The 18,720-nt window shown below is 59.7% G+C and carries 25 protein-coding genes, 1 tRNA gene and 1 pseudogene; 17 read left to right on the forward strand and 10 right to left on the reverse strand.

Annotated elements, in window-relative coordinates:
* From HMPREF9371_RS08115 to HMPREF9371_RS12565, 4 genes are all read left to right on the forward strand, one after another.
* The coding region (locus HMPREF9371_RS08115) for a transposase (protein ID WP_232203090.1) at positions 1-324 on the forward strand (324 nt) is incomplete at its 5' end.
* Positions 325-621: 297 nt separating this feature from the next.
* On the forward strand, positions 622-1,158 hold the full coding sequence (locus HMPREF9371_RS08120) for a GFA family protein (RefSeq protein WP_009119559.1): 537 nt from the start codon (positions 622-624) through the stop codon (positions 1,156-1,158).
* Positions 1,151-2,011 (forward strand): carbon-nitrogen hydrolase family protein, encoded by an 861-nt coding sequence (locus HMPREF9371_RS08125; RefSeq protein WP_009119560.1) that lies wholly within the window; start codon positions 1,151-1,153, stop codon positions 2,009-2,011. The genes HMPREF9371_RS08120 and HMPREF9371_RS08125 overlap by 8 nt, the downstream gene beginning before the upstream one ends.
* A complete protein-coding gene (locus HMPREF9371_RS12565) occupies positions 2,008-2,163 on the forward strand; it encodes a hypothetical protein (protein ID WP_009119561.1) in 156 nt (51 codons plus the stop codon). Before HMPREF9371_RS08125 ends, HMPREF9371_RS12565 begins: the two co-directional genes overlap by 4 nt.
* Positions 2,164-2,501: 338 nt before the next feature.
* On the opposite strand, the gene HMPREF9371_RS08130 is transcribed toward HMPREF9371_RS12565, so the two are convergent.
* Positions 2,502-3,023, reverse strand: a complete 522-nt coding sequence (locus HMPREF9371_RS08130; RefSeq protein WP_009119562.1) for a MarR family winged helix-turn-helix transcriptional regulator — start codon at positions 3,021-3,023, stop codon at positions 2,502-2,504.
* Positions 3,024-3,130: 107 nt separating this feature from the next.
* On the opposite strand from HMPREF9371_RS08130, the gene HMPREF9371_RS08135 reads away from it, so the two are divergent.
* Together HMPREF9371_RS08135 and mscL are read left to right on the forward strand one after the other, a co-directional pair.
* Positions 3,131-4,015, forward strand: coding sequence for an EamA family transporter (locus tag HMPREF9371_RS08135; RefSeq protein ID WP_040660379.1), 885 nt, complete (start codon positions 3,131-3,133; stop codon positions 4,013-4,015).
* Between the two features lie 255 nt (positions 4,016-4,270).
* Positions 4,271-4,708 carry a large conductance mechanosensitive channel protein MscL gene (gene mscL, locus HMPREF9371_RS08140; RefSeq protein ID WP_009119564.1) on the forward strand — a complete coding sequence of 146 codons (438 nt, stop codon included), beginning with the start codon at positions 4,271-4,273 and terminating at the stop codon, positions 4,706-4,708.
* A gap of 83 nt (positions 4,709-4,791) precedes the next feature.
* Here the strand turns inward: mscL and HMPREF9371_RS08145 are convergent, their stop codons facing one another.
* Positions 4,792-5,277, reverse strand: a complete 486-nt coding sequence (locus HMPREF9371_RS08145; RefSeq protein ID WP_156787012.1) for a TlpA disulfide reductase family protein — start codon at positions 5,275-5,277, stop codon at positions 4,792-4,794.
* Between the two features lie 75 nt (positions 5,278-5,352).
* Here HMPREF9371_RS08145 and arsC point away from each other — a divergent pair, with 75 nt between their 5' ends.
* From arsC to HMPREF9371_RS08165, 4 genes are all read left to right on the forward strand, one after another.
* Positions 5,353-5,709 (forward strand): arsenate reductase (glutaredoxin), encoded by a 357-nt coding sequence (arsC, locus tag HMPREF9371_RS08150; RefSeq protein WP_040660381.1) that lies wholly within the window; start codon positions 5,353-5,355, stop codon positions 5,707-5,709.
* 6 nt (positions 5,710-5,715) lie between these two features.
* Positions 5,716-6,348 (forward strand): YdcF family protein, encoded by a 633-nt coding sequence (locus tag HMPREF9371_RS08155; protein ID WP_009119567.1) that lies wholly within the window; start codon positions 5,716-5,718, stop codon positions 6,346-6,348.
* A gap of 84 nt (positions 6,349-6,432) precedes the next feature.
* Positions 6,433-6,852 (forward strand): CopD family protein, encoded by a 420-nt coding sequence (locus tag HMPREF9371_RS08160; RefSeq protein ID WP_009119568.1) that lies wholly within the window; start codon positions 6,433-6,435, stop codon positions 6,850-6,852.
* 11 nt (positions 6,853-6,863) lie between these two features.
* Positions 6,864-7,343, forward strand: coding sequence for a CYTH domain-containing protein (locus tag HMPREF9371_RS08165; RefSeq protein ID WP_009119569.1), 480 nt, complete (start codon positions 6,864-6,866; stop codon positions 7,341-7,343).
* On the opposite strand, the pseudogene HMPREF9371_RS13915 reads toward HMPREF9371_RS08165, so the two are convergent.
* Positions 7,344-7,499, reverse strand: a pseudogene (locus HMPREF9371_RS13915) (lipoprotein signal peptidase); the annotation flags it as partial. It abuts the gene before it with no gap.
* Positions 7,500-7,560: 61 nt separating this feature from the next.
* Between HMPREF9371_RS13915 and luxS the strand changes: the two are divergent.
* The 4 genes from luxS to pgeF are packed head-to-tail and all read left to right on the forward strand — an operon-like array spanning position 7,561 to position 9,395.
* Complete coding sequence (gene luxS, locus HMPREF9371_RS08170) at positions 7,561-8,070, forward strand: S-ribosylhomocysteine lyase (protein ID WP_009119570.1); 510 nt, start codon at positions 7,561-7,563, stop codon at positions 8,068-8,070.
* A 54-nt stretch (positions 8,071-8,124) separates the two neighbouring features.
* On the forward strand, positions 8,125-8,355 hold the full coding sequence (locus tag HMPREF9371_RS08175; RefSeq protein WP_009119571.1) for an RNA-binding S4 domain-containing protein: 231 nt from the start codon (positions 8,125-8,127) through the stop codon (positions 8,353-8,355).
* Positions 8,348-8,560 carry an oxidoreductase-like domain-containing protein gene (locus HMPREF9371_RS08180; protein WP_009119572.1) on the forward strand — a complete coding sequence of 71 codons (213 nt, stop codon included), beginning with the start codon at positions 8,348-8,350 and terminating at the stop codon, positions 8,558-8,560. The genes HMPREF9371_RS08175 and HMPREF9371_RS08180 overlap by 8 nt, the downstream gene beginning before the upstream one ends.
* 46 nt (positions 8,561-8,606) lie before the next feature.
* Positions 8,607-9,395: a peptidoglycan editing factor PgeF gene (pgeF, locus tag HMPREF9371_RS08185; RefSeq protein ID WP_009119573.1), complete on the forward strand. Its 789-nt coding sequence runs from the start codon at positions 8,607-8,609 to the stop codon at positions 9,393-9,395.
* Positions 9,396-9,878: 483 nt separating this feature from the next.
* Here the strand turns inward: pgeF and HMPREF9371_RS08190 are convergent, their stop codons facing one another.
* Positions 9,879-10,580, reverse strand: a complete 702-nt coding sequence (locus HMPREF9371_RS08190; RefSeq protein WP_040660383.1) for a 5'-methylthioadenosine/adenosylhomocysteine nucleosidase — start codon at positions 10,578-10,580, stop codon at positions 9,879-9,881.
* A 67-nt stretch (positions 10,581-10,647) separates the two neighbouring features.
* A complete protein-coding gene (gene hfq / locus HMPREF9371_RS08195) occupies positions 10,648-10,911 on the reverse strand; it encodes an RNA chaperone Hfq (protein WP_009119575.1) in 264 nt (87 codons plus the stop codon).
* Positions 10,912-11,191: 280 nt separating this feature from the next.
* Here hfq and radC point away from each other — a divergent pair, with 280 nt between their 5' ends.
* Positions 11,192-11,881 carry a RadC family protein gene (radC, locus tag HMPREF9371_RS08200; RefSeq protein WP_009119576.1) on the forward strand — a complete coding sequence of 230 codons (690 nt, stop codon included), beginning with the start codon at positions 11,192-11,194 and terminating at the stop codon, positions 11,879-11,881.
* A 72-nt stretch (positions 11,882-11,953) separates the two neighbouring features.
* On the opposite strand, the gene pgaA is transcribed toward radC, so the two are convergent.
* Both pgaA and HMPREF9371_RS08210 read right to left on the reverse strand, forming a co-directional pair.
* Positions 11,954-14,371: a poly-beta-1,6 N-acetyl-D-glucosamine export porin PgaA gene (pgaA, locus tag HMPREF9371_RS08205; protein ID WP_009119577.1), complete on the reverse strand. Its 2,418-nt coding sequence runs from the start codon at positions 14,369-14,371 to the stop codon at positions 11,954-11,956.
* 148 nt (positions 14,372-14,519) lie between these two features.
* Positions 14,520-15,131: a Smr/MutS family protein gene (locus HMPREF9371_RS08210; RefSeq protein WP_009119578.1), complete on the reverse strand. Its 612-nt coding sequence runs from the start codon at positions 15,129-15,131 to the stop codon at positions 14,520-14,522.
* Positions 15,132-15,240: 109 nt separating this feature from the next.
* Here HMPREF9371_RS08210 and ubiM point away from each other — a divergent pair, with 109 nt between their 5' ends.
* Positions 15,241-16,413, forward strand: a complete 1,173-nt coding sequence (gene ubiM / locus HMPREF9371_RS08215; protein WP_040661000.1) for a 5-demethoxyubiquinol-8 5-hydroxylase UbiM — start codon at positions 15,241-15,243, stop codon at positions 16,411-16,413.
* Positions 16,414-16,845: 432 nt separating this feature from the next.
* Positions 16,846-16,921 (forward strand) — tRNA-Thr (locus HMPREF9371_RS08220).
* 392 nt (positions 16,922-17,313) lie between these two features.
* Here HMPREF9371_RS08220 and HMPREF9371_RS12570 read toward each other — a convergent pair.
* The 3 genes from HMPREF9371_RS12570 to HMPREF9371_RS12790 all read right to left on the reverse strand — a co-directional run.
* Positions 17,314-17,736, reverse strand: coding sequence for a hypothetical protein (locus HMPREF9371_RS12570; protein ID WP_156787014.1), 423 nt, complete (start codon positions 17,734-17,736; stop codon positions 17,314-17,316).
* A gap of 35 nt (positions 17,737-17,771) precedes the next feature.
* Positions 17,772-18,209 (reverse strand): hypothetical protein, encoded by a 438-nt coding sequence (locus HMPREF9371_RS08230; protein WP_009119582.1) that lies wholly within the window; start codon positions 18,207-18,209, stop codon positions 17,772-17,774.
* On the reverse strand, positions 18,209-18,720 hold a 512-nt coding region (locus HMPREF9371_RS12790; RefSeq protein WP_009119583.1), incomplete at its 5' end, for a hypothetical protein. The genes HMPREF9371_RS08230 and HMPREF9371_RS12790, both read right to left, overlap by 1 nt.

An 18,720-nucleotide genomic window follows, 5' to 3' on the forward strand; every position in this document is an offset into this window, starting at 1 on the left:
TTGTTTCCGGCGTGGGTCAAAACCTTTCTGTGCCCGACACTTCGCCCTGGCGACATCGTCATTGCCGACAACCTCTCCAGCCACAAAGTGGCGGGCGTGCGAGAAGCCATCGAAGGCGTGGGCGCCAGCATTCGCTATCTGCCGCCGTACTCGCCGGATCTGAACCCCATCGAGAAGCTTTTTGCCAAGTTCAAGGCCCTGCTGCGCAGGGCGGGCGAGCGCACGGTGGGTGCGCTGTGGCAGCGCATGGGGCAGCTGGTTGATTTGTTTTCGGCTCAAGAGTGTGCCAATTACTTCAAATCAGCTGGGTATGTAATGAATTAAATCGAAATTGCTCTAGCGGTTGACTTATGCCCGGATTGCCCAGTGTTGGCCTGACTACCAGCACGGTGGCAAGGGTCTGCCAAACTGCGCCCTTGCCAGAAGAGCCGCCTGCCGGCATATTGCAGCGCCCATTGGTCGGGGCAGATCGGGCAGCGCTTGCCATGGGACGCATATCGAGCACCACGTATTGGTGGCTGCGTCAGGCTACCTGAAAACTTACGGTGCACCACAAACGTGACCGCGCACCGCTGCTTGAAAGCGCTTCAGGCAGCCCTTGACACAGAAGGAGAAACATCCATGACCCCATCCACCCCGCTGGCCTGCCGCTGCGGCAAGACGCGCATCGAAGTGATCGGCGCGCCGTTTATGGTGACCGAATGCCTGTGCAACAGCTGTCGCGCCGCCGCCGGGCGTTTGGCGACGCTTGCGCAGGCGCAGAACCTGCTCACGCCCCTGAGGGCGACGGCAACCGCCCTGTATCGCAAAGACCGCGTGCGCTTTGTCGAAGGTTTTGAGCGGCTGGCCGAATTTCGCCTGACGGACGACGCGGGCACCCGGCGCGTGGTCGCCGCCTGCTGCAACACGCCCCTGTTCATGGAGCTCAAGGGCGCGCACTGGCTGGATATTTACCTGCATCTGTGGCCGGCGGCCTCCCGCCCCAAGCCGCAAATGCGCACCATGACGAGCGACCTGGCCGACGCCTCGGCACTACCCGACGACTTGCCCAATCTGCCCAAGCAATCGCTGGGGTTTTACGCCAAGCTGTTGGCCGCGTGGGCGGCCATGGGCTTCAAAAATCCGCCCATTGCCATCAAGGAGAAGCTGCATGTCTGACGACAAAATCGACATCGAAAACATCAACACGCCGGGCAAAACCGCCCGCGTCGATCGCGCGAAATGCTTGGCGATGCCCAGCCTTGCCTTGCGCCGCGTGGCCGTGGCTCAGACCCTGCCCGTGGCGGGCGATGTGGCGGCCAATGCGCAAGACCACCTGCGCTGGATGGAACAGGCGGCGGAGCAGGGGGCGCAGTGGTTGCAGTTTCCCGAGCTTTCACTGACGGGTTATGAACCCGAGTACCTGGCTGCTTGCGCACTGCCCCCCAACAGCCCCGTACTGAACACCCTGTCGCAAGCCGCGCAGCGCCTGCGTCTAAACACCGTGGTGGGTTTGCCACTGGCCTGCGCTGCCCCAGCGGGCGCCAAGCCGTGGATAGGCGCTGTGCTGTTGCACGCCGATGGCGGCCGTACCGTGTACCGCAAGCACCATCTGCACGCGGGGGAAGACGCCTTTGCCCAACCGGGCCATGCGCCCGCCTGCGTGGTGGCGCTGGGCGGCACGGCGGTGGGTCTGGCTATCTGCGTTGACGCCAATCACCCTATTCACGCCCAGCGTGCCGCTGAACAAGGCGCACGTCTGTACAGCGTGGGCATTCTGACCACCGCCACAGGAGTGCAGGCCGACAGCGCCCAGCTTCGCCGCCACGCCGTGCGCTATGGCTGGCACGTACTCATGGCCAACTTTGGCGGCTCCACTGGACCTTACGTCGCCGTGGGTCAGTCGGCCATTTGGGGACCGCAAGGGCAGTGCCTAGCCCAGGCATCCGGCGATGGACCGGCATTGGTGGTGGCGGATGTGGGCGGCGATGCGCCAACGCCCAGCCCTTTGTCCGTCGCCGCGTTGCCATGAGCCGCGCGCTCTACCGCCTGGCCACCTGGGCCGCCCAGCCCCTGCTGCGGCGCGCCGATGCGTGGGCCATCCCCTTCTCCTGTCTGAGGGACGGCTTTGCCATCTTCTGGGAATGGCAGGCGCTGCAAATGAAAGAGGGGGGGGTGGGCTGATCCCGCTGTTTGGCCTGATCTTCGCAGGCCTGGGGCTGATCAACGAGCGCCTGCTGCTGCGCAGCTTGCCCCCGCTCATGCTCACAGTGCACGCCAGCAGCGGCGTCCCGCTGAGCGAAGGCGGCGGCCCGTCAACGCATCCCCGCACCCTGCCATCGGGCTGGCCGGGTGCTCCCATACTGCCGCCCGTGCTGGAACTGCCGACGGTACACAGCATGTGTTCCAGCGCATCCAGCAAGCGCGGCGCCAAAGCGCCTGAGCCACGAGCCACGCCGACGCCCCCGTGCCTGCCCTGCCGGCATGAAGAGAGGGCCTGCCTGCAAAGTGCTTTGCGGGCGTCAGCCTTTCTCTTCCAACACCCGCAGCAAGGCGGCCAGCCCGGCATCGAGCTGCTGGCGAGCCTCGGGCGGCAGGGAGGCGAGCAGGCGGGCTTCGTTGTCCACGTGGGGGGCGAGGGCGCGCTCGATCAGCGCCTTGCCGCTGTCGGTCAGCTGCACCAGCAGGCTGCGGGCGTCGTCGGGGTTGGGCAGGCGGCGGATCCAGCCTTGCGCTTCCAAGTGTTTGAGGCGTTGGGTCATGGTGCCGGAGGTGATCATCAGCGCCGCGAACAGGGCGGTGGGGCTCAGCGTATAGGGCGCGCCGCTGCGGCGCAGGGTGGCGAGCACGTCGAAGCCGCCGCTGCTGAGGCCATGTTCGGCAAAAACGGCTTCAAGCCGGGGCTGGATCAGCGCGGCGCAGCGCTTGAGGCGGCCGATCAGCGCCATGTCGGCGGTGGGCAGTTCAGGCAGCTCGCGCTGCCATTGGGCGACGATGGCGTCCACGGCATCGGGCGTTGCTTGGTGATCGGGCTGGGTCTTCATGGGCGCTTCCTTGGCGGGCAATAGGCGGTCATTTTATCTTGACTTAAAGATAAATGGCGAGCAGAATGGATTTGTCTTTAGTTGAAGATAAATCGACAGGAGCCTCCATGAACCCGCCTCCCGCCCGTTATCCCCTGCTGCTCATGACCACGGCGCTGGCGCCGCTGATCTGGGGCAGCACGTATTTGGTCACCACTGAATTTCTGCCGCCGGATCGGCCTTTTTACGCGGCTTTGCTGCGCTGTCTGCCCGCCGGGCTGTTGCTGTTGTTGTGGACGCGGCGCTGGCCGCAGCGCGGCGAGTGGCTGCGCTTGCTGCTGTTGGGCGTGCTCAATATCGGCCTGTTTCAGGCCATGCTGTTCGTGGCGGCCTATCGCTTGCCGGGCGGGCTGGCGGCCATTCTCACTTCGACGCAAATCCTGATGGTGCTGGCGCTGTCCTGGCTGTTGGGGCGGCAGCCGCAGCCCAAGGCCGCGTGGTATTGGGCGCTGGCGGGCGTGGCCGGTATTGCGCTGCTGGTGTATTCGCCGCAGGCGCGGTTCGATGCGCTGGGCATGGTTGCGGCGCTGGCCGGGGCGGCCTCGATGGCGCTGGGGCTGTGGTTTTCCAAGCGCTGGCAGTCGTCCATGCCGCTGCTGGCTTTTACCGGTTGGCAGTTGGTGGCTGGCGGCCTGTTTCTGCTGCCGCTGGCGCTGTGGCTGGAAGCGCCGCTGCCGGTGCTGACCCTGCGCCACTGGGGCGGCTACCTGTATTTGTGCCTGGTGGGCGCGGTGCTGGCCTATGCGCTGTTTTTCCGCGGCATCCGCCTGCTGCCGCCTGCGGTGGTGTCCTCGCTGGGCCTGCTCAGCCCGGTATGCGCCTTCGCGCTGGGCTGGGTGTTTCTCGACCAGCGCCTGAGCCTGCCCGCGCTGCTGGGCTTCGGGCTGGTGCTGTGCGCCATCTACGGCGTGCAACGCGCCTTGCAGGACAAGGCTTCCGAGGCGTCTGCGTGAGTTTGACTGAACTGCGGCGTCACACATTACGGAAAGATTTCTCACAGACCAATCCACAGGCGTTCTAGCCGCCGCCCTCACTTGTGTCCATATTCTCGAACCTCGGGTGTCGCGCACCCTATCCTTCCCATCCATTCACCCGCCATGCCACAGGCCCACTCAATAACAAACCTTAACCCGAGCAAACCGCAACCAACACAAAACGCTTTATGATGCGCGCCCACGGATATTTTATTTTAGAAAGAGAGAAGATCCATGTCTTTACGTCAAGAATTTAAAGAATTTATCATGCGCGGCAACGTCATTGATTTGGCCGTGGGTATGGTGGTGGGCACCGCCTTTTCCGGCATCGTCAAATCTTTGGTGGACGACGTCATCATGCCGCCCATCGGCCTTTTGCTCGGCGGCGTGGACTTTTCCAATCTGTTCCTTACCTTGAAAAACGGCGTATCCGCCCCTGCCGACGGCTACGCCACCTTGGCGGCCGCCCAAGCCGACGGCGCGGTAACCCTAAATGTGGGCCTGTTCATCAACACCCTCATCAGCTTCCTGATTGTGGCTTCCGCTATTTTCGTGGTGGTGAAACTGATCAACAAAATGAAACGCGAAGCTCCGGCGGTAGAAGAAGCCCCGGCCGCGCCCTCCGAAGAAGTATTGCTGCTGCGCGAAATCCGCGACTCTTTGAAAAAATAAGCGGCGCCAATAATCAAGAGGCTACCTGAAAGCATTTCAGGTAGCCTCTTTTTTCATTTCAATTACAGGCGGCAAGCCGCTTATCACACCCGGCAACGGGCTGCTACTTCGTTGACCGCCTGCGTCAGCTTGGCTTCGTCCACCTCGCCCAACAAAGGCTGCTGATGGCGGCAACCTTGCACCCGCACCAAGGTAAACGGCAGGGCGCCGACCGGATTGCCCAACTGCTTCATCCAAGCCGTACTGTCACCGCCGGTGTAGCGCCAAATCGGGTAGCGCACCGGCGTGCTTTGCAGAAAACGGCTCACATTGGCCGCATTATCCAAAGCCACGCCCACCATCTGCACCCGTGCCGGCTGCTGGCGGCCATACCAACGGGACAACAAAGGCATCTCTTTTCGGCAAGGCACGCACCAAGTGGCCCAAACATTCACCACTTGAATCCGTTTGCCGCCGCCATCCAAAGACACGCTTCGGTTGCTGCGGTGCTCAACCAAATCCGCACCCTGCGCTGCAGCCGCTGCGGCCAGCCAAACGGCACACGCCATGATTCTGATGCTTTTGCGCATCATCTACTCCTTCAGGTAGCCTGAACACGGCAGGTATTGTACGATATATTCCGTTTTTTCTTCAGACTTCGCATCATGAACGACACCGTCCTGCTTTATCACAATCCGCGCTGCTCCAAATCGCGTGCCGCCCTCGATTGGCTGCAACAGCACAGCCCCGCCCCCGTTCAAGTGATTGACTACCAGAAACAGCCGCCCTCCGAAAGCGAACTGGCGGCTTTACTCGCGCAGCTCGGCTTCACCGACCCCGCCCAGATGATGCGCCGCCAAGACAGCCTGTTTGCCGAACTCGGCCTCGAAGGTGCCGACAACGCCGCCCTCATCCGCGCCATGCACCGCCATCCGGCATTGATCGAACGCCCGATTGCGGTGTACCGGCAACGCGCCGCCATCGGCCGGCCGCTGGACAACATCACCGCCCTGTTCGACTGAGCCGCCATGCCCCGACTCCCCCGCTCCGGCCTGCGGCGCCATTTTTGGCGCGGCATCAAAATCAGCCTCCTCTTGGTGCTGATGCAGGCGGTGTGGTGCGTTTGGCAGGTGCAGCACTATGCCGGGCAAACCGCCGACCGCGCCGATGCCGCGGTGGTTTTGGGCGCGGCCGCTTGGGACAAAAACCCTTCTCCCGTGTTCCGCGAACGCATCAAGCACGGCATCACGCTCTACCGCAGCGGGCGGGTGGGCAAACTCATTTTCACCGGCGGCACACCCAAAGCCGGCTTCATGACCGAAGCCGAAGTCGGCCGCCGCTACGCTTTGGCCCAAGGCATTCCCGAGCGCGACATTCTGTATGAAAACACCTCGCGCGACACCCTGCAAAACCTGCTCAATACCCGCGATCTGTTGCGCCGCAACGGCTTGGACAGCGTGATCATCGTCAGCGACCCCCACCATCTCGCCCGCGCCGCCGCCATGGCCAGCTACGCCGGCCTCAACTACCAAACCGAAGCCACGCCCACCAGCCGCTATCACGGGCGCACAGGTCTGAAATTCATGGCCGGCGAAGTGGTGTCGTTGATGGTGTTCCAATGGTGGCGGCTCGGCGAATACCTGGGGCGCATCGTTTCTTAATCCCCACCCCACGCCGGCCCCGCCGTGGCAGACACACACCCGCTTCGGCTACAATAGCCGCCTTCCCTTTCAGGTAGCCTGATCATGTACCTTCTGCTCAAACTGCTGCATATTTTCTTCATCATCGCCTGGTTTGCCGGCCTGTTTTACCTGCCGCGCATTTATGTGAACCTCGCCGCCGTGGGCACGGGCAGCACCGAATACCGCCATCTGCTCGGCATGGCCGAGCGCCTGTTCAAATTCATGACGCCGCTGGGCATCGGCGCCGTCATCACCGGCTTCGCCATTCCGTTTGTTGCCGGCTGGTGGGGCCAAGGCTGGGTGCACACCAAGCTCACGCTGGCCGTGGTGCTTTTGGGCTACCACTTCTACTGTTACCGCCTGCTGCTTGACTTCCAAGACAACCGCAACCGCTATTCCCACCGCTGGTACCGCGTATTCAACGAAATTCCGGTGTTCATCATGGCCTTCGCGCTGTATCTGGTGGTATACAAACCCTTCTGAGCCTTCAAATCATGAGCATTGAAATCGAACGCCGCTTCCTGCTGGCCAACAACGACTGGCGCGCCTTGGCCGGCGTCCCGCAAATCCTGCGCCAAGGCTACCTGAAAGTGGACAAGGCATGCAGTATCCGCGTGCGCATCAGCGGCAGCCAAGCCTGGCTCACCCTGAAAGGCTATCTTTCCGACGTCAGCCGCAGCGAATTCGAATACCAGATTCCCCTGGCCGACGCCGAAGCCATTTTGTCCGGCCTGTGCCCGTTTAAACTGGAAAAGTACCGCTACACCGTTTCTTACCAAGGCTTCACCTTCGAAATCGACGAATACCTCGGCGAAAACGCCCCTCTGGTGGTGGCCGAACTGGAGCTGCCCGACGAAGACACCCCCTATCCCCGCCCGGCCTGGCTGGGTGAAGAAATCACCAGCCACGGCCACTACACCAACGCTTATCTGAGCAAACACCCCTATTCTTCCTGGCCGCCGGCCCAATCTTAAGGCCTGAGACCTTTGCAAAACCCCCAGATGTGGATGCAGCTCAAGGCGTAGCAGCGCAGCGAGTTCATACATATCAGATAGATAGGCAAGCGAGTGAGCAGCGCACAACGCAGAAATGCGCCGCAGATGGGGATTTTGCGAAGGCCTCGGCCTCATTAGCCGGCACCGCCGCTTATGCTATGATGCCGCCCCATCCACCCCATTAAGGAACCCCACCATGCCCCTGCTCGACAGCTTCACCGTTGACCACACCCGTATGCACGCCCCAGCCGTGCGCGTTGCCAAAAACATGCGCACCCCCAAAGGCGACGACATCACCGTTTACGACCTGCGCTTTTGCGTGCCCAATCAGGAAATCCTGCCCGAAAAAGGCATCCACACCTTAGAACACCTCTTCGCCGGTTTCATGCGCGACCACCTCAACGGCGACGACGTGGAAATCATCGACATCTCCCCCATGGGCTGCCGCACCGGCTTCTACATGAGCCTGATCGGCACCCCCAGCGAAGAGCGCGTGGCCGCCGCCTGGCAGGCCGCCATGCAGGACGTTTTGGCCGTGCAAGACCAAAACCGCATTCCCGAACTCAACGAATACCAATGCGGCACCTACCAAATGCATTCTTTGGCCGAAGCGCACCAAATCGCCGAAAACATCCTCCAGCGCCACATCGGCATCAACAAAAACGACGAACTCACGCTGGATCAAAGCCTGCTCCAGCCCCATTAAGACCCCATGCGGGCTACCTGAAGGTTTTCAGGTAGCCCCCGAGCGCCACACATCATGCACGCCACCGTTTATCTCGAAGACCAAGAATACATCGCCCTGTGCGACCTGCTGAAACTGGCCGGCCTGGCCGACAGCGGCGGACAGGCCAAAGCCCTGATTGCCGAAGGTTTGGTCTGCCGCAACGGCAGCATCGAAACCCGCAAAACCGCCAAAATCCGCGCCGGCGACACCATCGAATTCAACGGTACGGTGCTCGACATCGCCGCAGGATACGACCATGACTGAGCCCAAACAGTCCTCTGTTGCCGACGAACCGCTGCTGCCCGAACCCGAAGCCCCCGCCGATTGGGAATGCTGCGGCAGCGAATGCGGCGACGCCTGCATCCAAGAAATCTACCGCAAAGAAAAAGCCGCCTACGACGCCCAGCAAAAACGCCTGCGCGAAGCCGGCCTGCTGCCCTCCAAACCCGTCCCGCCCGCATCGGAATAAGCCCCAGAACCCGCCCGATCCGCCGCCACGCTTGCCGAGATACCCCATGCTGCCCGACAAAACCCTGCACAGCGCCTTAGGGCTACCTGAAAACACCCACGGCTTCCTGCAAGCCGACTGGCCCGCGCCGTCCAACGTCCGCACCCTAATCACCACCCGCCGGGGCGGTGTCAGCCAAGGCGTGTTTGCCGGCCTCAATTTGGGTGCCCATGTCGGCGACCGGCCGGCCGACGTGGCCGAAAACCGCCGCCGCGTACAAGCAGCCGTGCCGCTGCCCTTAGCTTATCTGGAACAAACCCACAGCAACCGCGTGGTGGCCGCCGCCGACAGCGTGGCCGCCCCGATCCATGCCGATGCCGCCTTCGACCGCAGCGGACAAGCCGCCTGCGCGGTGATGACCGCCGACTGCTTGCCGGTCTTGCTTTGCGACCGCGCCGGCAGCGTGGTGGCCGCCGCCCACGCCGGCTGGCGCGGGCTGGCCGGCGGTATTCTGCAAAACACCGTCGCCGCCATGCAGGTGCCGCCCTTGGAAATCATGGCCTGGCTCGGCCCCGCCATCGGCCCCGACGCTTTCGAAGTCGGCCGGGACGTCTGGGAAGCCTTCTGCCTGCCCTTGGGCCATGCGGCGGAAGCCACCTTTCAAGACATCGGCAACGGCAAATACTTGGCCGATATCTACGCCCTCGCCCGCCTGGTACTGCAACGCGAAGGCATCGGCCAAATCTACGGCGGCGACCACTGCACCGTGCTCGAACGCGATACTTTCTTCTCCTACCGCCGCGACGGCCAAACCGGCCGTATGCTCAGCGCCATCTGGCTGGCCGGCCCAGCCTGATCTCTTCAGGTAGCCTGAGGTTCAATTTGCCGTTCTTTGGCTAACGCCATTGCAAGACATCAATCCGATTTGCATTTCTGCATTGTGCGTTTACGCCTAGCGTTACTGCTTACTCGCATAGCCGGAGACTTTTGCAAAATATCCCCATGCCCCCTAAATTGCCGCCCGGCTATTTAGGGACGTTCAAATGAGCAACTTTTTCTAGCAAACCACACCGAGTCAAGACGGCGATGCCCCTTGGGTGGAGCAAGACAGCCGCCCCTACCCGGGCTATGGACACCACTCCTTCTGCTGATGCCGCAGGCTGAGACCTCTGCAAAACCCTCATCTGCGGTTTCGGATATTGAGTGGGCCGGATTTTGCAAGATCTCAGCTTGTCGAAACAGGGACTCAACCACAAACAGAACTGCCGGCTGACCAACGCCCCACAATCACCGCTGCAGCCACCAGGGCGATTTGGGCGGAAAGCGGCAGCGGCATGGCTTACAGGGCTTCGATCAAATGCTGCACCATTTGCGCCGAGTGCACGGAAGCGGTTTCCAAAAACGCCTCAAAGCTGGTGTCGGCCTGCTCGTCTGCCAAGTCGGACACCGCGCGGATTACCACAAACGGCACGCCGAACTGGTGGCAGCTTTGCGCAATCGCCGCCGCTTCCATTTCCACCGCCTGCACGCCGGCAAAACGGCTGCGGATGGCGGCCACGGCCTCGCTGCTGTGAACAAACTGGTCGCCGCTCACAATCAGCCCGCGGTGTACGCGCGCACCGGCAAAAGCCGCGGCCGCCGTTTCCGCGGCCGCACACAAAGCGGCATCGGAAACAAAACGCGCCGGCAGTTGCGGCACTTGGCCGTAATCATAGCCGAATGCGGTCACGTCCACATCGTGGTGCGCGGTCTCGGTGCCGATCACCACATCGCCCACCGCCAAGCCCTGCCCCAAACCGCCGGCGCTGCCGGTGTTGATCACGCAGTCGGGACGGTAGCGCTGCACCAACACGGCGGTGGCCGCCGCCGCATTCACTTTGCCGATGCCGCTCAAAGCCAGCACCACCTGTTTGCCGCCGTAACGGCCGCTGTATAGGGTGAACGCACCGAAGGTTTCGGTGACTAAGTTGTCCAAACTGTTTTTTAAACGCTCGATTTCCGGCTGCATGGCGCCGATCACAGCTACGGTTTGTGTGTTCATGTTTGCGTGTTCCAAAATGCGAAACGCACTGCCGCGGCAAACGGGCAGTGCGCCAACAAATCAAAGCTTACTGGGCGGCGGGCGGCTCGGCGGCGGGCTTGGGTTCGGCCTGCTGCAGGCTCACGGCGCGCGCCGGTACGATGGTGGAGATGGCGTGCTTATACACCATTTGGGTCACCGAAGTATTGCGCAGCAATACCACGTATTGATCGAAAGATTCCACTTGGCCTTGCAGCTTGATGCCGTTGACCAGATAGATGGATACCGGAACATGCTCTTTGCGCAGTGCGTTCAAAAAAGGATCTTGTAACATTTGTCCTTTAGCTGTCATAGTGTGAAGACTCCGTTTTTATAATAATTTGGATTTTTAGAAAGGGAGGGCGATTGTAGCCGTGCCTGCGTGATTTTTCCAACATTTTTATGTAAAAGGCACCAAAATACCGGCCGTTTTTCTGCGCTAAATCAAACTATCTGTTAAAAAAGACGAATTGCTCTATATCCATATGGACACGGTGCCGCCCATAAAACGGCACCGTCTTTGCACCCCGCCGTTTCAGGCTACCTGAAAACCGTTTACCCCTTATACGCTCCCAATATCCGAGGAGGCGCATATGAGCATCAAACAATGGCCGGAAGGCGAACGGCCGCGCGAGAAACTGCTGGCAAAAGGTGCGGCGGCGCTGAGCGATGCCGAACTGTTGGCCATTCTGCTGCGCGTGGGCACGCAAGGCATGAGTGCGGTGGATTTGGCGCGCAGCCTGCTGCACGAATTCGGTTCACTTAACCGCCTGATGAATACGCCGGCTGCCGAACTCACCCGCCACAAAGGCATGGGCGAGGCTTCGTTCTGCCAGTTTGCCGTGGTGCGCGAAATCGGCCGCCGCCTGCTGGCGGAGGAGATGCGGCAGACGCCGGCTTTTACTTCGCCCGAGGCGGTGGCCGATTATCTGGTGCTGCAATTGGCCGGCGAACGGGTGGAAATCGCCGCCGCCCTGCTGCTCAACCAGCAAAACCGCCTGATTGCGTTTGAAGAACTGTCGCGCGGCACGGTGGCCGAAAACACGGTTTACATCCGAGAGATTGTGCGCCTGGCACTGCAACACCATGCGGCGGCTCTGATTTTCGCCCACAACCACCCGGGCGGCTCATCCGAGCCGTCGGCAGCAGACATCGCCTTTACCCGACGCCTGGATGCGGCGCTGGCTTTGGTGGAGATTCCCCTGCTCGACCATTTCATCGTGGCCGGCAACCGCGCTGTTTCTTTGCTGGGAAAAGGCTATTGGCGGCCTGAGGCTACCTGAAAAGCCAAACCGTGCGGCAGCATCCACTGCCGCACGGTTTGATCGGCCGCCATCCCGCTGGCACGGCCATATTTACTGCAACTTCCAGTTCAAATTGAAATTGCCGAAGTTTTGAAATTCGGGTTTGCCGTCGTAAATGGCCTGTTTACGACCGAATTCGTAGCCCACGCCGAACGTGTTGCCCACGCGCCAGTCGTGACCGTATTTCAGCAGCCAAGTGTTCTGCGCCGCTTCGCCCGACTGCCAGAAGCGGCCCAGGCTGCCGGTGAGCTGCTGGGTGAGGTGGACGCGGTAGGCCAGCGGCATGCCGTAAGACAGGTTCAGCGAGCCGCTGACGGTGCTGCTGTGGTGCGGGTTGTAATAGTGGGCCTCGGGAATGTCGCGGTTACGCGTATGATCCGCCCAAGCGCTGCCGGCCAAACGCCAGCGGTTGTGCTGCCACAAGCTGTGCGACAACCAAGCGTAGTAGTTTTGCCGCACGTTGTCATCGTCAAACGTCATCACGCTGGCGCCCCCGCCGGCACGGGTATCGGCCGAATGGGCGTAATTGGCGCTGACGGTGTATTCGTTGGCATACACGTTTTGATTGACGGCCTTCACCGGCGTATTGGCGCTATTGACCGCAGCAGCAGCCTGCAGGCTGAGGCGCTCGTTGGCGCGGTAATTGGCGCCGACGCGGGCATACGGCTTATCGTTCAAATGGGTGCCGTGGCCGGCCTCCACATTCAAGGTAACCGGATACAGATTGATTTCGCCGCCCAAGCCCGCCCGGCCGGTACGCATTTCGTCGCCGTGGTTGGGCACGTAATTGCTCTGCTGGGTCACATAAGCGCGATGACCGCCTTCGCTGCGCGGGCTGTATAAAGTGGTGCTTTGCAGCCATTCCGTGCCGTCGGCCGGCGAGGTGGTTTTGCTGGTTTGGCCGGAAACACTCAGCTGGGCGGCGCGGGCATTGTCGTAATGTTCCCAAAAGCCGCGGTAACGCGGATCTTGCCTGTCCATGCCGCGCGCCATTTCGGCGGCGGCGCGCCAATTGCCGCTGTCGATCAGCGTCATGCCGATTTTGCTGTCGATGCCGGCTTGGTTGTCGGGCGGCAGCTGTTCTTTGGCCTGACGGAACCACACCAGCGCTTCGTCGTTGCGGCCGTTCCATTGCGCCAAATCGCCGCGCAGCATCATGCCCCAGGGATCATTCGGTTTTTCCGCCAACCAAGCGTCCATCAGCTCAATGGCGCGGTCGAGATTGCCGTTCCAGGCTTCAAGGCGGACGTTCCAGAAATACTGTTTGTCGTAATACGGGTTTTCGATGCGGCGGGTGTGGGTGAAGTCGTTGGTGTAACGCTGCGGATTCCAGCGCTCCAGCTCTTGCTGGGCGTGGGTGTAGTAGCCCAAATCGGCTTGCGCTGCCACCAGATGCTCGCGCATGGCGGGCGAAATGCTGCCGCTTTGGGTCTGCTGACGCTGCGCCAGTTCGGAATAAGTGTGGTAAGCCCCTCGCGGACTGCCCGACATCATCAAAGCCTGGGCGTACTGCGCTTTGACATATTCCGGCTGCTCGCCGTAGGGCTGCAGGGTACGGTAATCTTCCAAAGCCTGTTGGCTGTTATTGAGCGCAATGGCCGCAGCCATGCGGTCGCGCAGCGCGGCCAAATAAAGATCGCCGCCTTTTGGCGCTTCGTTCACCACTTGGCTCAGCTTGTCGTAAGCGGTTTGCAGGTTCTGCACATTGCCTGATTCGGTGCTGCTGCGCAGCAGGCTGACCGCTTGGTCTTTTTGCAGCCACAAACGGTCTTGGGCGTTGAATAAATGCGGATAGCGCTCAATCAACTGCTGTTGCTGCGGGTAAGCACGCAGCTGGGCGGCGGTGCGGTAAAGCGGCAACACCAAGTCTTCGCGCTCGGGATGGGCGGCCAATTGGGACTGCAGACCCAGCAGCTGATCGGTCAGGCTTTGGCTGCGTTGGGCCAGATAATTGGCGGCTTGGCGGATATCGGCATCTTCGCCGAAACGGCCGCGGTAGATATCGATGTGCTGCTTCGCCGCGCTGTATTGGCCGGCATCCACAGCCGTCAGTGCGGCGCCGAGAAAACCGATTTTCAGCTGCGGCGCGGCCTGTTGCAGCTGGCCGTAATAAGCGGCAGAGAGCGCAAACTGTTTCTGGTCGCGGGCGGCTTTGGCCAGGTTTTCCAGTTCATCGGCGCTCAACTGCGTCGGTGCGCATTGGCGGCAAACCGCCAGTGCATCCGCTTGTCTGCCTTGGCGCAGCAGAAGCGCAATCAGGTCGGCGCGCACGCGCGGGTCTTGGCTTTCGGCATACAGGCTTTGCAGACCGCGTACGGACTCGGCCAAGGCGGCATCGCTGCTGCGGGCGTGTTGCGCCCAATGCTCGCGCTCGGCCTGAACATCGCGGGCCGAAGCCACGCCCGGCTGGGCAACCATCAGGGCAGACAATAAAACGGGAATCAAATTCGGGGTAAAACGCGACATCATAAAAACACTATACGAATACATTCAGGTTGCGCACTTTAATTCAATTTGCACAGCTTGTGGGCAAATTTGCCCGGCAGCGGGGCGGATGCGGCAGGATTGTTGCGGCACCGATACGTTCAACGGGTTTCTGAATGAACAAGCGGCCACTTCATCCGCCCTGCCGGCTTTTGCGCAGCAAAATGCGGACGGCGCCGTCGTTGTGCCGGTGCGGTTCGGCGTAGGCCAATACCTCGGGATGCTCCATCAGCCAGCGGCGCACCAGGGTTTTGAGTACCGGCGTAAAGCCGCGCGAACCCAAGCCGCTGCCGTGCACGATTTCGGCACACACCCCGCGCTTCTGCACATAAGCCACAAATTCGTTCAATACCTGCTGGGCCGACTCCTGCCGGTAACCGTGCAAATCGAGTTTGGCCACCACCGGCCAATGCCCGCCGAGCAGACGGCGGATATCGTCTTCGCCGCGGCCGTTTTTGCTGAACACACGCGGCGGCTCGTCCCAGCTTTGGTCGCCCACATAAAAATAGTCCGCCTCTTCCAGCCCTTCTTCTGGCTGCGCCCGCCGCTTAATCGGCGAAGTGTCGCGCGGCAAAACGGCGCGGTTGCTGCTTTTGAGCGGCACCACCGCGCCCACGGCCACAGCGAAATCCACTTCCTCCACCCGCGCTTTCTTTTCCGCGGCCAAGCGTTCCGCCTCAGCCGCGCGCTCCTGCCGGGCCTGCTTGCCCAGCTGTTTTAAAACATCTTGAAAAGACTGCTCCATCTGCAAGAATTCCGTTTCGGGTTTTCAGGTAGCCTCAAGTATAATGGAAAGCCGCCGGGCTTTTCATTTATCCTACCCCGCACTGTTTTCCATTCACACGGAGCCTCCCATGCAGCACACTTGTGACATCGTCGTTATCGGCGCCGGCCCTGCCGGCCTCAGTTTTGCCGCCGCAGCCGCCCCCAGCGGCTTGGACATCCTACTGGTGGAACAAAGCAGCGAGGAAACCCTGGCCAACCCGCCCTACGACGGCCGCGAAATCGCGCTGACCCACCCCTCCCGCGCCGTGATGGAAAAACTCGGCATGTGGGCAAAAATTGCCGAAGACGAAATCTACCCGCTCAAAGCCGCCAAAGTGCTCAACGGCGGCTCTCCCTACACCTTGGACTTTCCCGCCCCCACCGACGGCAAAGGCCAGCTCGGCTTTTTGATTTCCAACCACAACATCCGCCGTGCCGCCTATGAATCGGCCAAAGCCTATCCCAACGTCCGCTTTCTCACCGAAAGCAGCGTGAAAGAAGCCCTCAACGGCAACGATAGCGTGACCGTTACCCTGGCCAACGGCGACACCGTTTCCGCCCGCCTGATGGTGGCCGCCGACAGCCGCATGTCGCAAACCCGCCGCCAGGCCGGCATTTCCGCCGACCTGCACGACTTCGGCCGCACCGTGATCGTGGCCCGTTTCGCCCACACCATTTCCAACGAAAACACCGCCTACGAGTGCTTCCACTACGGCCGCACCATCGCCCTGCTGCCCCTGGGCGAATACATGACCAACTGCGTCATCACCATCGACAACCGCCGCGTACATGAAGTGCTCGACCTTTCACCCGAAGCGCTCGCCGCCGATTTGGAAAAGCAGCTGCACGGCAAACTCGGCACCATGTCGCCCGCCGGCAGCCGCCACACCTACCCCCTGATCGGCGTACACGCCCGCCGCTTCGTCGCCCGCCGCACCGCCCTCATCGGCGACGCCGCCGTCGGCATGCACCCGGTTACCGCCCACGGCTTCAACCTCGGCGTTGCCAGCGCCGACCTGCTGGCCGAACTGATTGTGCAGGCCGCAGCCGCCGGCCGCGACATCGCCAACGACACCCTGCTGGAACGCTACGAAACCCGCCACATGCTGCACACCCGCGCGCTCTACCACGGCACCAACTTTATGGTGAAGCTGTTCACCAACGAAGCCCCGCCGGCCAAACTGCTGCGCAGCGCCGTGCTGCGCCTGAGCAACAATCTGCCGCCGGTCAAACACCTGATTACCAAACAACTGACCGGCTAACATCTCATCGTTTTTCAGGTAGCCTGATGACTGCGCGGAACAGGCCGAAACCTTTAGGCAACCGCCCAATGTGGATGGCTGTAAAGTAATGTGGATGGCTGTAAAGTGCAGCCGCCCAACAAGTGCGACTGCCAGGAATCCTTGTGAGAGAGACAAACCGGCTACAGGCTTAGGCGAGCGAACTGTCTCCTGAGGCATCAACGCACCACGCAGACATGCGCCGCAGATGGACGGTTGCAAAGGCTTCAGGCTACCTGAAAGCGTTTATTTCCCAGCATGATCTTATCTACCGCACCATAGCTGCACCGGCACACCGAAACCAACCCGCTTACCAAGGACACAACTTTCACAGAAAAAACATTGTTTTTCGGCCCAAAACGCCCGCAACACTTGCCAAATAGCGCACTCGGCGGCATAATGCGCGCCTTCTATGCCGGTGTAGCTCAGTTGGTAGAGCACCTGACTTGTAATCAGGGGGTCGCGAGTTCGAATCCTGCCGCCGGCACCAATACACCAAGATGTTTCAATGAGTTGCAAATTTTTGGGACATTTAAGGGACAAAGCCACCTGAAAAGGTGGCTTTTCCTATTCCTACTTCGGCCACGCCTCCACCAGCCCCTGATGCTGCCGCCGGCAGTCGTTGTACTGATGTACCACCGCCACCGCCCATGGCAATATCTGCTTCCCCGCCCTACCCTGCAATTCCGGCATCGGCGCGCAGGGCTGTGCCCAATCAGCGGGCGGATGTTTTCCCCCTTGCGGACCGATATGGCTACCTGAAGCGGGATGGTAGGAGTAATCGGCTTGAACGGCATCGGGGCTGACGGAGCCGGGCGGGTTTTGTCTGCAGCCGGGCGGCAAGGCGGGAGCAGAACGGGCAGCATCTAGAATGCCATATAGCTAATAGTAATTAACTAGAAATTTAATATATAATTCATCACAATATTTTTCCTTATATCCTCCAGGTATGCTTCCATACACTCCTTTTTTATTGAACTCTGTATTTTCCATAACAACTGTGGAAACAGAATAACCTAACTGTTTAACAAAATTCCTCCATTCTGAATAAGTAATACAATTATTCAGATCATAAACAGCAGAGTAATATATCGAAGATCCTTCGGATGATTTATATCCAACCCTAACCACTTTTCCATTTATTTTATCTGCAATCTTATAAACCTCCTCAATCGCAATTGCTTTGTTTCTCTCTTGTAATATATCCTCTTCACTGCTTGGCATCTGAAGATAAATTGCAATAGCAGATATACACACTACAAATACGATAAGGATAATATCAAATTTTATTTTTGATTCATTCATATAGACATGAAATAAGAATACAGATTTTAAAACGATTATTCTGACCGCTTTCTGTAATATGAAACTTGCAAGTTAATCCATAATTCTTCATTGCAATATTGATCCTTACCCAGAGGGGCGCTGCCGATAATTCCTCTTTTCCAAAAATCTCTATTCTCAGGAACAACTTTTGAAAACTCATAGCCTGACTGAGTGAGTACGGCCTTCCATTTCTCAGACGAGATACACTCAGGTAATCGGTAATCGGCAGTATAAGCAACTGTAGTTGCTCCTAATGGCTTGTATCCTGTTTTCAGTACTTCTGCCCCCATATTTTCTGCTATCCGATGAATTTCTTCTATCGCCAATGCTTTATTTCTATCTTGAAATACTTTTTCCTCTGAGTCCGGCATATCAAAATAAACAGCAATCATAATCGCAATAGCGCTGATTATTGGAAAAAAAACACTAAATTTCTTATTGAATTTAGACATTACTGATTACCTCTTTCAAATTTATCAGAAACAGACTGATTATCATAAGGATCAAAAGTATAGCCTATGCTTACCGTCCCTCCTCTGGTGCCTATACCCAATTCTGTTGAGCCGATTCCATGATCATTTCCCACTAAGGGACGGTCCCGACCAATGCAAATACCCTGTGCACAACCTTGTATGGAGCCGGTTAGGCCGCGAAGAAACTTATCCGTACCAACAAAATGGTTATTATTATGATGATGTCCATCTATCCAGCCCATTAGCTCCGCCGCCGCTTTGCCATACAGCCAGCGGCTCAATACGGGGGCGGCGGCTTCGGCTCCGCCGGCACTCAGGGCACCGGAGAGGGCGTTGTGGCCGCCGGATGCGGCGACGACGGCGCCGAGGATGCTGTGCGCCAGCAGGTGGGCGGGGCTGCTTTCGCCGGGCCTTTGTCCGCCGTCCGCTTGGTTTGTCAGGTCGTTGGATTTGAAGTATTGGCCGATTTGGTAGGATAAGGCCGGGGAAG

The sequence above is a fragment of the Neisseria shayeganii 871 genome, from assembly GCF_000226875.1.
Taxonomy (GTDB): Bacteria; Pseudomonadota; Gammaproteobacteria; order Burkholderiales; family Neisseriaceae; genus Eikenella; species Eikenella shayeganii.

Excerpts from the sequence above, each read along its gene's own strand:
- arsC (WP_040660381.1), top strand. The coding sequence starts at position 5,353 with ATGAACGACACCGTCCTGCTTTATCACAATCCGCGCTGCTCCAAATCG.
- HMPREF9371_RS08130 (WP_009119562.1), bottom strand. The coding sequence starts at position 3,023 with ATGAAGACCCAGCCCGATCACCAAGCAACGCCCGATGCCGTGGACGCC.
- HMPREF9371_RS08160 (WP_009119568.1), top strand. The coding sequence starts at position 6,433 with ATGTACCTTCTGCTCAAACTGCTGCATATTTTCTTCATCATCGCCTGG.
- HMPREF9371_RS08145 (WP_156787012.1), bottom strand. The coding sequence starts at position 5,277 with ATGCGCAAAAGCATCAGAATCATGGCGTGTGCCGTTTGGCTGGCCGCA.
- HMPREF9371_RS12565 (WP_009119561.1), top strand. The coding sequence starts at position 2,008 with ATGAGCCGCGCGCTCTACCGCCTGGCCACCTGGGCCGCCCAGCCCCTG.
- pgeF (WP_009119573.1), top strand. The coding sequence starts at position 8,607 with ATGCTGCCCGACAAAACCCTGCACAGCGCCTTAGGGCTACCTGAAAAC.
- HMPREF9371_RS08230 (WP_009119582.1), bottom strand. The coding sequence starts at position 18,209 with ATGTCTAAATTCAATAAGAAATTTAGTGTTTTTTTTCCAATAATCAGC.
- mscL (WP_009119564.1), top strand. The coding sequence starts at position 4,271 with ATGTCTTTACGTCAAGAATTTAAAGAATTTATCATGCGCGGCAACGTC.
- pgaA (WP_009119577.1), bottom strand. The coding sequence starts at position 14,371 with ATGATGTCGCGTTTTACCCCGAATTTGATTCCCGTTTTATTGTCTGCC.
- HMPREF9371_RS08210 (WP_009119578.1), bottom strand. The coding sequence starts at position 15,131 with ATGGAGCAGTCTTTTCAAGATGTTTTAAAACAGCTGGGCAAGCAGGCC.
- radC (WP_009119576.1), top strand. The coding sequence starts at position 11,192 with ATGAGCATCAAACAATGGCCGGAAGGCGAACGGCCGCGCGAGAAACTG.
- HMPREF9371_RS08175 (WP_009119571.1), top strand. The coding sequence starts at position 8,125 with ATGCACGCCACCGTTTATCTCGAAGACCAAGAATACATCGCCCTGTGC.
- HMPREF9371_RS08125 (WP_009119560.1), top strand. The coding sequence starts at position 1,151 with ATGTCTGACGACAAAATCGACATCGAAAACATCAACACGCCGGGCAAA.
- HMPREF9371_RS08155 (WP_009119567.1), top strand. The coding sequence starts at position 5,716 with ATGCCCCGACTCCCCCGCTCCGGCCTGCGGCGCCATTTTTGGCGCGGC.
- HMPREF9371_RS08165 (WP_009119569.1), top strand. The coding sequence starts at position 6,864 with ATGAGCATTGAAATCGAACGCCGCTTCCTGCTGGCCAACAACGACTGG.
- HMPREF9371_RS08135 (WP_040660379.1), top strand. The coding sequence starts at position 3,131 with ATGAACCCGCCTCCCGCCCGTTATCCCCTGCTGCTCATGACCACGGCG.
- ubiM (WP_040661000.1), top strand. The coding sequence starts at position 15,241 with ATGCAGCACACTTGTGACATCGTCGTTATCGGCGCCGGCCCTGCCGGC.
- HMPREF9371_RS08120 (WP_009119559.1), top strand. The coding sequence starts at position 622 with ATGACCCCATCCACCCCGCTGGCCTGCCGCTGCGGCAAGACGCGCATC.
- HMPREF9371_RS12570 (WP_156787014.1), bottom strand. The coding sequence starts at position 17,736 with ATGAATGAATCAAAAATAAAATTTGATATTATCCTTATCGTATTTGTA.
- luxS (WP_009119570.1), top strand. The coding sequence starts at position 7,561 with ATGCCCCTGCTCGACAGCTTCACCGTTGACCACACCCGTATGCACGCC.
- hfq (WP_009119575.1), bottom strand. The coding sequence starts at position 10,911 with ATGACAGCTAAAGGACAAATGTTACAAGATCCTTTTTTGAACGCACTG.
- HMPREF9371_RS08190 (WP_040660383.1), bottom strand. The coding sequence starts at position 10,580 with ATGAACACACAAACCGTAGCTGTGATCGGCGCCATGCAGCCGGAAATC.
- HMPREF9371_RS08180 (WP_009119572.1), top strand. The coding sequence starts at position 8,348 with ATGACTGAGCCCAAACAGTCCTCTGTTGCCGACGAACCGCTGCTGCCC.